The 12,356-nt window shown below is 54.4% G+C and carries 10 protein-coding genes; 3 read left to right on the top strand and 7 right to left on the bottom strand.

The features are described from left to right. Positions 1 to 48: 48 nt before the first annotated feature. Entirely contained in the window at positions 49 to 1,353 is a 1,305-nt protein-coding gene (locus tag V6E55_RS05680; protein ID WP_114977970.1) for an inosine/guanosine kinase, read from the top strand. 92 nt (positions 1,354 to 1,445) lie between these two features. On the opposite strand, the gene ybaL is transcribed toward V6E55_RS05680, so the two are convergent. Both ybaL and V6E55_RS05670 read right to left on the bottom strand, forming a co-directional pair. Beyond that, the gene (gene ybaL / locus V6E55_RS05675; protein ID WP_316942359.1) at positions 1,446 to 3,122 is read right to left on the bottom strand and encodes a YbaL family putative K(+) efflux transporter; all 1,677 of its coding nucleotides are present in this window, start codon (positions 3,120 to 3,122) and stop codon (positions 1,446 to 1,448) included. A gap of 229 nt (positions 3,123 to 3,351) precedes the next feature. Continuing rightward, positions 3,352 to 4,572: an MFS transporter gene (locus tag V6E55_RS05670; RefSeq protein ID WP_114977972.1), complete on the bottom strand. Its 1,221-nt coding sequence runs from the start codon at positions 4,570 to 4,572 to the stop codon at positions 3,352 to 3,354. Positions 4,573 to 4,741: 169 nt separating this feature from the next. On the opposite strand from V6E55_RS05670, the gene ushA reads away from it, so the two are divergent. After that, entirely contained in the window at positions 4,742 to 6,394 is a 1,653-nt protein-coding gene (ushA, locus tag V6E55_RS05665) for a bifunctional UDP-sugar hydrolase/5'-nucleotidase UshA (RefSeq protein ID WP_114977973.1), read from the top strand. A 47-nt stretch (positions 6,395 to 6,441) separates the two neighbouring features. On the opposite strand, the gene ybaK is transcribed toward ushA, so the two are convergent. The 3 genes from ybaK to copA form a co-directional block, all read right to left on the bottom strand. Further along, a complete protein-coding gene (gene ybaK, locus V6E55_RS05660) occupies positions 6,442 to 6,921 on the bottom strand; it encodes a Cys-tRNA(Pro)/Cys-tRNA(Cys) deacylase YbaK (protein ID WP_114977974.1) in 480 nt (159 codons plus the stop codon). A 199-nt stretch (positions 6,922 to 7,120) separates the two neighbouring features. Continuing rightward, positions 7,121 to 7,915, bottom strand: a complete 795-nt coding sequence (locus tag V6E55_RS05655; protein ID WP_316942358.1) for a TraB/GumN family protein — start codon at positions 7,913 to 7,915, stop codon at positions 7,121 to 7,123. Between the two features lie 51 nt (positions 7,916 to 7,966). Beyond that, positions 7,967 to 10,465, bottom strand: a complete 2,499-nt coding sequence (gene copA / locus V6E55_RS05650) for a copper-exporting P-type ATPase CopA (protein WP_316942357.1) — start codon at positions 10,463 to 10,465, stop codon at positions 7,967 to 7,969. Positions 10,466 to 10,573: 108 nt separating this feature from the next. On the opposite strand from copA, the gene cueR reads away from it, so the two are divergent. Beyond that, entirely contained in the window at positions 10,574 to 10,984 is a 411-nt protein-coding gene (cueR, locus tag V6E55_RS05645; RefSeq protein WP_049007462.1) for a Cu(I)-responsive transcriptional regulator, read from the top strand. On the opposite strand, the gene V6E55_RS05640 is transcribed toward cueR, so the two are convergent. Next, positions 10,981 to 11,433, bottom strand: a complete 453-nt coding sequence (locus V6E55_RS05640; RefSeq protein WP_129996543.1) for an NfeD family protein — start codon at positions 11,431 to 11,433, stop codon at positions 10,981 to 10,983. The two genes, cueR and V6E55_RS05640, sit on opposite strands and share 4 nt — an antisense overlap. Further along, a complete protein-coding gene (locus V6E55_RS05635) occupies positions 11,430 to 12,344 on the bottom strand; it encodes an SPFH domain-containing protein (RefSeq protein WP_008499312.1) in 915 nt (304 codons plus the stop codon). Before V6E55_RS05635 ends, V6E55_RS05640 begins: the two co-directional genes overlap by 4 nt. Positions 12,345 to 12,356 lie beyond the last annotated feature (12 nt).

Genomic DNA, 12,356 nt, shown 5'->3' with positions numbered 1-12,356 from the left:
GGGTTTGTGCTACCATTCCCGGCCCATATTCTTTGTACAGTTCAGACCATGAAATTTCCCGGTAAACGCAAATCCAAACACTACTTTCCCGTTGATGCCCGCGATCCGCTCCTGCAGCAAATCCAGCCTGAAAATGAAACCAGTGCCGCATGGGTCGTTGGTATCGACCAGACGCTGGTGGACATTGAAGCGAAAGTGGATGATGCGTTTGTCGCCCGTTATGGTCTGAGCGCGGGGCACTCGCTGGTGATTGAGGACGACGTTGCCGAAGCGCTTTACCAGGAACTGGTGCGCGAAAACCTGATCACCCATCAGTTTGCTGGCGGAACCATCGGCAACACCATGCACAATTATTCCGTGCTGGCTGATGACCGCTCGGTACTGCTGGGCGTAATGTGCAGCAATATCGAAATCGGAGGCTATGCCTACCGTTATCTGTGCAATACCTCCAGCCGTACCGATCTGAACTACCTTCAGGGCGTCGACGGGCCGATTGGCCGCTGCTTCACGCTGATCAGCGATTCCGGCGAGCGTACCTTTGCCATCAGCCCGGGTCACATGAACAAACTGCGCGCCGAGAGCATCCCGGAAGAGGTGATTGCGGGCGCATCTGCGCTGGTACTGACCTCCTATCTGGTGCGCTGCAAACCGGGTGAGCCGATGCCGGACGCGACCATGAAAGCGATTGAGTACGCGAAGAAATACAATGTCCCCGTCGTTCTGACGCTGGGGACCAAATTCGTCATTGCCGATAACCCGGAGTGGTGGCAGGCGTTTCTGAAAGAGCACGTCTCGATTCTGGCGATGAACGAAGAAGAGGCGGAAGCGCTGACGGGCGAAAGCGATCCTCTGCTGGCGTCTGATAAAGCGCTGGACTGGGTGGATCTGGTGCTCTGTACCGCAGGACCGGTTGGGTTGTATATGGCAGGTTTCACGGAAGAAGAGAGCAAACGCAAAACCCAGCATCCGTTGTTGCCTGGCGCGATAGCTGAGTTCAACCAGTATGAGTTCAGCCGTGGTATGCGTTTTAAAGACTGTGTTAATCCGCTGCGTATCTACTCCCACATCGCCCCGTATATGGGCGGGCCAGAGAAGATCATGAACACCAACGGTGCAGGTGATGGCGCGCTGGCCGCATTGCTCCATGACATCACCGCGAATGCCTACCATAAAACCAACGTGCCGAACTCCAGCAAGCACAAATTCAGTTGGCTGACCTATTCGTCTCTGGCGCAGGTATGCAAATATGCCAACCGCGTGAGCTATCAGGTACTGAACCAGCACTCCCCGCGCTTAACGCGTGGGCTGCCGGAACGGGAAGACAGCCTGGAAGAGGCTTATTGGGACAGGTAAAAGCAAAACGGCAACTCAGGTTGCCGTTTTGAGTGTTGGTTCCCTCTCCCCGTGGGAGAGGGCCAGGGTGAGGGCATCAGGCCGCACAACTCTTAACCCGTCCCCCCTTCTTCAACCGGCGATTTCTCCAGTAGCGTCAGCATCGTATTTGCAATCTCGCGCTCGCCCATCACGACCTTATCCGCACCGCGCTCGGTAATGTACTCCACCTCGTCGTCATAATGCGCGCGGGCGATAATCTCAATCGTTGGGCATTTCTCACGTGCAGTTGCCACAATTTCGCCCGCTTCATAGCCGTTTGGAATGGTCAGCAGCAACCAGCGAGCGCAGTCCAGATGCGCCAGATTCATGATCTCTTCGTTCGCCGCATTGCCCAGTACCGCACGGATACCGCGCTCACGCAACTCATCGACGCGGGTGCGTGACGTTTCAATCACTACCAACGGGATCCCTTGCGCCATCAGTTTCTCACCAAGCAGGCTGCCTACGCGACCAAAACCGACCAGCAGGGCGTGATTACAAATATCTACCGGGATCTGCTTCTCTTCTTCGATAGCTTCTTCCAGCGTCTGCTCTTCCAGTGTTTCGGTTTTATCGAGGTATTTTTCCAGCAGTGCGAACAAGACTGGGTTCAGCATAATCGACAGGATTGCGCCTGCCAGCACCAGGTTCTGCCCGGCTTGCGGTAGCAGGTTCAGCGCCATGCCCAGACCCGCCAGAATAAAGGCAAACTCACCAATTTGCGCCAGGCTGGCGGCGATGGTCAGCGCCGTACGCGGGGAGTGGCCAAACATCCTTACCAGGAAGAAAGCCGCGAGCGACTTACCAAAGATAATAATCGCCAGCGTGCCCAGCACAGCCAACGGCTGATGAATCAGGACCATCGGGTCAAACAGCATCCCGACAGAGACAAAGAACAGTACGGCGAAAGCATCACGCAGCGGCAGAGTGTCGTGCGCTGCACGGTGGCTCAGCTCGGATTCGTTCAATACCATCCCGGCGAAGAACGCGCCCAGCGCGAAGGAGACATCAAACAGCTCAACGGCACCAAAGGCGATACCCAGTGCCAGCGCCAGTACGGAAAGGGTAAACAATTCGCGTGAACCCGTCGCTGCGCTGCGGGACATGATCCACGGTACCAGACGGCGGCCTACCAGCATCATGATGGCGATAAACGCCACGACTTTACCAATGGTGATACCCATATCCAGCGCCAGTGACGCAAAGCCGACGTTGTCTTTTTCCATCATCCCGGCGACAGCGGGCAGCAGCACCAGCGTCAACACCATCACCAGGTCTTCAACAATCAACCAGCCTATCGCAATTTGTCCGCGCTGGCTGTCAATCAACTGTCTCTCTTCAAGTGCACGCAGCAACACTACGGTACTGGCGGTGGAAAGACACAGCCCAAAAACGATACCGGTCATCAGCGACCAGCCAAGAATTGCCGAAAGTGCCATCCCCAGCAGCGTCGCTACCCCTATCTGGGCAATCGCTCCCGGTATGGCGATCGACTTTACCGCCATCAGGTCCTTCAGTGAAAAATGCAGACCAACGCCAAACATCAGCAGAATCACGCCTAATTCCGCCAGTTCAGGAGCCAGTTTGGTATCCGCAACGAAACCTGGGGTAAATGGTCCCGCCAGGACACCCGCTAACAAATAGCCGACAAGAGGAGAAATACGCAGTTTATTGGCAATCATGCCAAGGATAAAAGCGAGCACAAGGCCACCAACAATGGTGGTGATTAGCGGTGTGGCGTGATGCATTCCGTCTCCTTTCGTTGTGGGTGTTCCTTTTTGGCACAAACCAAAAAACCGAGTAATAGTTTATGACAATTTTTACCCTTATGTTTATGAATAATTGTTGAAGTTTGAATAAAACAGCAATAAGCACCAAAAAAAGCGCATTTTGATAAATTCAGCGGGGAGAGGTAGAAGAAACCCTTATGGCATCAGGGTATCAGGTAGCCAAAGTAAAACTTTGGCTACCCATAATTTACGCTTTGTGGCGGTTATCGGGCAGGAATATGGTCAACATCCCAAGAAGTGGCAGGAAAGCGCAGATTTTATAAACCAGGAAGATGCTGGTGTGATCCGCAACCATCCCTAACACCGCGGCACCAAGCCCACCCATGCCAAAGGCGAACCCGAAAAAGAGTCCGGAAACCATACCGATACGACCAGGTAACAGCTCTTGCGCATAGACAAGAATGGCGGAAAACGCGGAGGCGAGGATAAAACCAATAATCACGGTTAAAATTCCCGTCCACTCAAGGCTGGCGTACGGCAAAATAAGGGTAAACGGTGCTACGCCGAGGATAGAGCCCCAAATAACATATTTACGCCCTATCTTATCCCCCACTGGCCCGCCAATCACTGTCCCGGCTGCGACCGCGAACAGGAAGGCGAACAGGTGGATCTGCGCATTTTGCACCGATAATCCGAATTTTTGCATCAGATAAAAGGTGTAATAGCTGCTGATACTCGCCATATAGAAGTATTTCGAGAAAATCAGCACCAGCAGTACCGAAACCGCGAGGATAACCTTGTTACGCGGTAGAGGATTAATCACCTTCGCTTTAGGTTTACCCTTGTTCACCCGATGTTGAGCGGCATACCAGCGACTGATCTGTGCCAGTACGATGATTGCCAGTAATGCGGCCAGCACAAACCAGGCCACGTTGCCTTTACCGTAGGGCGCGATAATCACTGCCGCCAATAGCGGACCCAGGGAGCTACCAAAGTTACCGCCCACCTGGAAAAGAGATTGCGCCAGCCCGTGGCGACCGCCGGAGGCCATACGCGCCACGCGGGATGATTCCGGGTGGAAGACCGACGAGCCGGTGCCCACCAGTGCGGCGGCGATCAACACCGCTTCAAAACTCCCTGCCATGGCCAGCAGTACCAGCCCACTTAAGGTGAAACACATGCCAATCGGCAGCGACCATGGCATCGGGTATTTGTCCGTCCAGTAACCCACTACCGGTTGCAGTAGCGAGGATGCGAGCTGGAAGGTCAGGGTTATCATCCCAATCTGCACGAAGGTTAGTGAGAACTCGGACTGCAGCAGCGGATAAATTGCCAGAATCAACGACTGGATCATATCGTTGAGCAGATGAGAAAGACTGATTGCACCTAAGACTTTAAAAGAGGTGCGCGATTTCGGCGGTGACGCCGGCACGCCCGGAACGGGCTGGGTTGATTCACTGATTGCCATAGAGAGAATTACCACGTCTTTAGTTATTAGAAATGCAGGATGTAATTATTATCCAACTAACATACCTGTCAGGGGCATTTGAAGAAAGTCGCAATTCTGAAAACTTATTTGTCTATTATTGTGAGTCATTGTAATTTTTGCCTTTGTCTATTGGTCAGGGAGAGAAAAGATGAAGTTAATGAAGCGGGGCGTCGCGCTGGCGCTTATCGCCGCATGGGGCCTGGTAAGCCTGCCCGCGCAGGCATACGAAAAAGATAAAACCTACAAAATCACCATTCTGCATACCAACGATCACCACGGGCATTTCTGGCGCAGTGAATACGGCGAATATGGTCTGGCGGCGCAAAAAACGGTAGTGGATGGTATTCGTAAAGAGGTGGCTGCTCAGGGAGGCAGCGTGCTGTTGCTGTCCGGGGGGGATATCAACACCGGGGTGCCGGAATCCGATTTACAGGATGCCGAGCCCGATTTTCGCGGTATGAATCTGATTGGCTACGATGCGATGGCCGTCGGTAACCATGAGTTTGATAACCCTCTGACGGTGCTGCGCCAGCAGGAAAAACTGGCAAAATTCCCGTTCCTCTCAGCCAATATTTACCAGAAAAGTACCGGCGAACGCCTGTTTAAACCCTGGGCGTTGTTTAAGCGCCAGGACCTGAAAATCGCGGTGATTGGCCTGACCACTGACGATACGGCGAAAATTGGCAACCCGGAGTTCTTTACCGATATCGAATTCCGTAAACCGGCAGACGAAGCAAAGCTGGTTATTCAGGAATTACAGCAGAATGAAAAGCCGGATGTGATTATTGCCACCACCCACATGGGGCACTATGACAATGGCGAACATGGCTCTAATGCGCCGGGTGATGTGGAGATGGCACGCAGCCTGCCAGCTGGCTCGCTGGCAATGATTGTGGGCGGTCACTCGCAAGACCCGGTCTGTATGGCCTCCGAGAATAAAAAGCAGGTTGATTACGTGCCAGGCACGCCGTGTGCCCCAGACCGTCAGAACGGCATCTGGATTGTGCAGGCGCATGAGTGGGGCAAATACGTGGGCCGGGCGGACTTTGAGTTCCGTAATGGCGAGATGAAACTGGTGCATTACCAGCTCATCCCGGTGAACCTGAAGAAGAAAGTCACTTATCCTGACGGGAAAAGTGAGCGCGTACTTTATACCCCTGAGATTGCTGAGAATCAGCAGATGCTCTCTCTGCTGACGCCGTTCCAGAATAAAGGTAAGGCACAGCTGGATGTGAAGATTGGCACGCTCAATGGCCGTCTGGAAGGGGATCGCAGCAAAGTCCGCTTCGTCCAGACCAATATGGGGCATCTGGTGCTGGCAGCGCAAATGGCGCGTACCGGTGCTGATTTTGGTGTGATGAGTGGCGGCGGTATTCGTGACTCTATTGAGGGTGGAAACATCACCTATAAAGATGTACTGAAGGTACAACCCTTCGGTAACGTGGTGGTGTATGCCGATATGAGTGGTAAAGAGGCGATCGATTATCTGACCGCTGTGGCGCAGATGAAGCCAGATTCCGGGGCCTATCCGCAGTTTGCCAACGTCAGCTTTGTGGCGAAAGACGGTAAGCTTAATGATCTCAGGATCAAAGGTGAACCGATCGATCCTGCCAAAACGTACCGCCTGGCGACCTTAAGCTTTAACGCCACCGGCGGTGACGGCTATCCGCATATTGATAACAAACCAGGCTATGTGAATACCGGGTTTATTGATGCGGAAGTGCTGAAGCAGTTCATCGAGCAGAATTCACCGATTGACGTGAATGCGTATGAGCCGAAAGGTGAGGTGAGCTGGCAGTAGTGCAGTTGTTTTGCCGGGTAGCTGCTATGCCTTACCCGGCTTTTCTCTTACTCGCGGCGTGCAATATCCGCAAATTTCGCGTCCAGCATTTTCGCCAGGTCGCCCGCCGCGAGTTCAATATCCAGCCCGCGTTTGCCACCAGAGATAAAAATGGTTTCGAAGTCCTGAGAAGGAGCATCGATCAGCGTTGGCAGCCGTTTTTTCTGCCCGAGTGGGCTGATCCCGCCGACCAGGTAACCCGTGGTTCGCTGCGCAACCATCGGGTCCGCCATATCAACTTTTTTCGCCCCCAGCGCTTTCGCCACTTTCTTCAAATCAAGCTGCCCGGCGACGGGGGTGACCGCGACGGCGAGGTGCTTCATGTCACCATTCACGGCGACCAGCAGCGTTTTATAGACCTGGTCTGCATTCAGCCCCAGTTTGCGCACCACTTCATCACCAAAATTGGTTTCATTCGGATCGTGATCGTAGGTGTGGATCCTGAAAGGAATTTTGTTTTTTTCAAGTAATTTAACGGCGGGAGTCATAGCTATCCTTCTTACGACAGACAATTCATGCTCACAGCATACGCCTGACGCTTGTCTAAAAAATAGCACCATCTTGCGCAATAGTATTGGCAGTGATGGTCACTTTGAGCGACAATCGGCTCAACCGAAGGTCTCCTTCGGCATAATAAAAACGATGAAATTCCTCTTTGACGGGCCAATAGAAATATTGGCCATTTTTTTATTTCAACAGTGACGGCAAATTCCCTTCTCCGTACAAATGTAAAGCACCCACCGCGACAACGTAATGCCCGGCAGGTAAAGCATGCAGCGTCTGCCGCCAGGCTTTGTTACGCGCATTCATCAGCACATCATATAACGATTCACTAAACGTCGACGGTAAAGCCAGTTTACTGTCTGCGGGGGGCGCATCCAGCCACCAGCCGATCATGGTCTGCAGCAGACGCGCGTTGGTGTGCCAGTGGGTCAGGGTATCATCCAGCAGCATCAGACCGTCGTCAGGCAGTTGTCGCAACAGCGCAATCTGGCTGTCCGTACCTTCCAGTTCGATGATCGGCATCCTGCGTGCCCTTGCCATATTCAGTAACTGGTAATCAATGCCGTAATCACCACGCAGACCCAGACGTTGCGCCTGCGTGGCCTGAAGCACCATCGCAATTTGCCAGAGCGGAAGAGCGTCGATCATCGAGAGTGACACGCCCGTCTCATCCGCGACACGCGTCAGTTCCGCGAGCAGAGCCTCATCCAGACGTTCTGCCAGGCTGAGAGTGCTCTCCAGACCGGCAAACGGTGATTCATGGCCCGAAATGTCCGCCTCAACAACCAGCGCATCGGCGCGCTTCAGAAGTTTTATCAGACCTGGAGGCAGGGGAGACATATCCTGCGTACCCATATGGATGCTGCCCACCAGGTGCAGGTGCTGGCCGCCAGGGAGCGAGATATCCAGGCCGGGCCAGGCATAACGGCGGGGGAAAAGGGCGCGAAACGATGTTTTTATACGATTAAACAGACTCATACGCGCTCCATACACCGGAAAGGTTCATGCTAGCGCGTACGAGAACAAGGTTCAATCTTTCGGTTTAAACCGCAACAGTCGGTTGGCGTTGCTCACCACGGTGATGGAGGAGAGCGCCATGGCTGCACCTGCGACCACCGGGTTCAGCAGCGTGCCGGTCAGCGGCCACAAAATTCCGGCGGCAATCGGAATGCCGAAACTGTTGTAGATAAATGCCCCCAGCAGGTTCTGCTTCATGTTGCGCAACGTGGCTTTTGAAATGGCCAGCGCATCAGCAACGCCCATCAGGCTATGGCGCATCAACGTAATCGCAGCCGTCTCGATAGCGACATCGCTCCCGCCTCCCATGGCGATACCGACATCTGCCTGGGCCAGCGCAGGGGCATCGTTGATGCCGTCACCGACCATCGCCACCTGACGCCCCTGGCTTTGCAGTTTCTTGATTGCGTCAGCTTTACCATCCGGCAGTACGCCTGCAATGACCTCATCAATACCGGCTTCTTTCGCGATGGCATTGGCGGTGGTTGGGTTATCCCCGGTTAGCATGACCAGGCGATAACCTGCGCGGTGCAGGCGTTTTAAGGCATCCACACTGTCCTGGCGAAGCGGATCGCGAACGGCCAGCAGCGCAGTCGCTTTGCCATCTACAGCAAGCAGTACCGGAGTCGCTCCCTGAGAGGCTTGCGCTTTAAGTTCACTTTCCAGCGCGGAGGTATCAATCCCGTTCTCATTGAGCAATGCCTGGTTACCCAACAGCAGTGTGTGGCCTTCCGCTTCACCACTGACCCCTAATCCTCGCAGGGTACGGAAGTTGCTCACCTGCGGCAGGCTGGCATTCCCGGCTTTCTCGATGATCGCGCGAGCCAGCGGATGGCTGGAGCCTTGCTCAAGTGCGGCAGCAAGACGCAGAGCGTCATTTTCTATCATACCAGTCGTATTCACGGCCACAACCTGTGGTTTGCCTTCGGTTAGCGTGCCGGTTTTATCAAACACCAGCGTGTCGAGTGTACTGGCGCGTTGCAGGGCATCGGCATCACGCACCAGCACGCCAAACTCGGCGGCGCGACCGACACCGGAGATAATCGACATCGGTGTGGCAAGACCGAGTGCACAAGGGCAGGCGATGATCAGCACCGTGGTGGCAATCACCAGGGTATAAACAATCTGCGGCGCGGGACCGAAAAAGTACCAGATAGCCGCGCTCAGCAGAGCAATACCGACCACGACCGGAACAAAAATGGCTGAGATTTTATCAGCAAGCTGGCCAATTTCCGGTTTGCTGCTCTGCGCCTGGCGCACCATGCGAATAATGCGTGACAGGGTGGTGTGGCTGCCGACTGCACTGGCAGTGAACAGCACGCTGCCGTCCTGTACCACCGTACCGGCATGGACGGCGTCACCGTGGGATTTCTGCTGCGGAATGGGTTCCCCGGTGAGCATAGCTTCATCCAGCCAGGCATCACCTTGTGTGATATTACCGTCAACGGGAACGCGGTCACCCGTAGTCAGGCGCAGAGTCATGCCGGGTTGAACCTCGGCCAGCGGGACGCTCTTTTCACCGTCCTCTGTGACCACACGTGCGGTTGGTGGCGTTAAATCAAGTAATCTTTCCAGCGCTTTTGAAGAACGCTGACGCGCGCGTGCTTCAAGCATATGGCCTAAGTTGATCAGGCCGATAATCATCGCACTCGCTTCATAATAAAGATGTCGCGCTTCCATCGGGAACCACTGAGGCCAGACGTTAACGCTCATTGAATACAGCCATGCTGCCCCCGTACCAAGGGCAACCAGCGTATCCATTGTCGCAGTGCGATTCTTCAGGCTTTTCCAGGCGCTGGTATAAAAATGTCCGCCTGCAATGATCATCACCCCAAGGGTGATCAAACCGATCACCAGCCACAGCGTGCGGTTGTCGTCGGTGACCATCATGTTGTCGCCGAGCATGCCCCACACCATCACCGGAACCCCGACCAGCAGGGCAACTATTGCCTGCCAGCGGAAGCGTTTCATGGTGGCAACAGCCGTTTCCTGCTGACGTTCACGACGTTTTGCATCATCTTCGATAGCTTCAGCGCCGTAGCCCGCTTTCTCAACGGCCTGCACTAATTCTGCGGCGGAGGCACTGCCCATCACCAGCGCGGTGCGCTCCGCAAGATTGACCCGTGCCTGTGCGACGCCCGGTACGGCCTGCAAGGCATTTTGTACCCGGGAGACGCAGCTGGCGCAGCTCATGCCGTTGATCAGCAGCTGTTGGCTGTCATCAATATCATCAGCTACCGGAAGCTCAGGAGTGGCCGCTGTCAGTGCTTCCGACGGGGATGATGACTCTGCCAGCGGTTTAGCCTTTGGGTGGCTCAGCTCCGCCCCGTAACCTGCCTGTTTGATGGTGTCGATCAGCGAATCCGCACTGGCGCTGCCGGTCACGGCGGCATGATCGATGGTGACTTCAGTGCTTTCAACATCAGGACGCTGTTCCAGACTTTCTTTAACGCGTTTGACACAGTGGCCGCAGGAGAGGCCGTCCAGTGTCAGGTCAATAGTGTGAGACATAACTAAACTCCCGTATAATGATCTGGTCAGATGTTGACCGGAGTAACGCTTTTCACTAACTGTTATGAAGGTTAAACCTTCCATCAAGGGGAAGGTCAAGGGGGAAATGTGAATATCAGTGATGTTGCGAAAAAAACCGGCTTAACCAGCAAAGCGATTCGCTTTTATGAAGAGAAAGGGCTGGTGACACCGCCGCTGCGCAGCGAAAACGGCTACCGCAGTTACACGCAACTGCATCTTGACGAACTGACGCTGCTGCGTCAGGCAAGACAGGTCGGTTTTAATCTGGAAGAGTGTGGCGAACTGGTGAATCTGTTTAACGATCCGAAGCGTCACAGCGCTGATGTGAAAAAGCGCACGCTGGAAAAGGTGGCTGAGATTGAACGCCACATCACCGAGTTACAGGCGATGCGTAAACAGCTGCTGGCGCTGGCGGAATCGTGCCCGGGAGATGACAGCGCCGATTGCCCGATCATTGATAATCTTGCTGGCTGCTGCCATCGTAAGGCATCTGTTTAACAGGCTTTAACCCGCAGGGTGATTCCTTCTACCGCAATGACCTCAACCCGTGTTCCGGCGCTGAGGTCATCGTCGGCCACGACAGGCCATGAGCTGTCACCCACGCGCATATGTCCACGCCCGTTCACCAGCGCGGTATCGAGCGTAAAACGCTGGCCGACAATCTGCTGCCCGCGCTGATTAAGGTGCGTATCTAACGGTTTCTGCTCGTTAACCTGTCGGTTAAGCCAGCGCCACCACAGCCATGCAGCTATCAGTGTCAGTACAGCAAACAACGCGCCCTGCCACGCCCAGTCAAGCGGCAGAAGCCACACGAGCAGCCCGGTTATGACGGCGGCGACACCGCTCCAGAGCAGGTAGCCGTTGCCGCCCAGCATTTCAGCGGCCAGCAATAACCCTCCGAGGCTTAGCCAGAAAGCGTGAGGATGTGCGGCAATAAGCTCAATCATTTTTTACGCTCGTTTCCGCTGTCTTTGATCAGTTCTGCTATCCCGGCAATAGAGCCCATCAGGCTGCTGGCATCCAGCGGCATCATGACCACTTTGCTGTTGTTTGCGGAGCCGATCTCTTTCAGCGCGTCGGTATATTTTTGTGCGACAAAGTAGTTCACGGCCTGGATATCACCAGCGGCAATCGCCTCTGACACCATCTGGGTGGCACGAGCTTCCGCTTCGGCTGAACGTTCACGCGCTTCCGCCTGGAGGAACGCAGACTGGCGATCGCCCTCGGCTTTGAGGATCTGCGACTGTTTTTCCCCTTCCGCTTTGAGGATCTCGGCCTGACGAACCCCTTCGGCTTCAAGAATGTAGGCACGTTTGGTTCGCTCAGCCTTCATCTGGGCGTTCATGGAGGCGATCAGTTCAGCTGGTGGGCGAACGTCGCGGATCTCAATACGGGTGACTTTGATCCCCCACGGGTTCGTCGCTTCATCGACAATGTGCAGCAGTCGGGTATTGATGCTGTCGCGCTGTGAGAGCATCTCGTCCAGCTCCATAGAGCCCAGTACGGTACGGATGTTGGTCATCGTCAGGTTGACGATCGCCAGCTCCAGATTGCTCACCTCATAGGCCGCTTTTGGCGCATCAATTACCTGAATAAAACAGACGGCATCAATGGTGACATTGGCGTTATCCTTAGAAATGACTTCCTGAGAAGGAATATCCAGCACCTGTTCCATCATATTGATCTTACGGCCAATTCTGTCCATGAAAGGGACGATCAGGCTTAAACCAGGTTGTAAAGTGTTGGTGTAACGTCCGAAACGCTCGACTGTCCACTGATAACCCTGCGGGACAATTTTGACGCCTGCGCCGACAATAACCAGCGCAACGAAAATAAGGACAGGAACAACGATGAGCATAAAAACCTCCTG

Source organism: Enterobacter sp. 342, from assembly GCF_036663495.1.
In the GTDB taxonomy this organism is placed as follows: Bacteria; Pseudomonadota; Gammaproteobacteria; order Enterobacterales; family Enterobacteriaceae; genus Enterobacter.
Note: the sequence above shows the minus strand (reverse complement) of the source record. Positions and strands in the feature narration are given on the sequence as shown.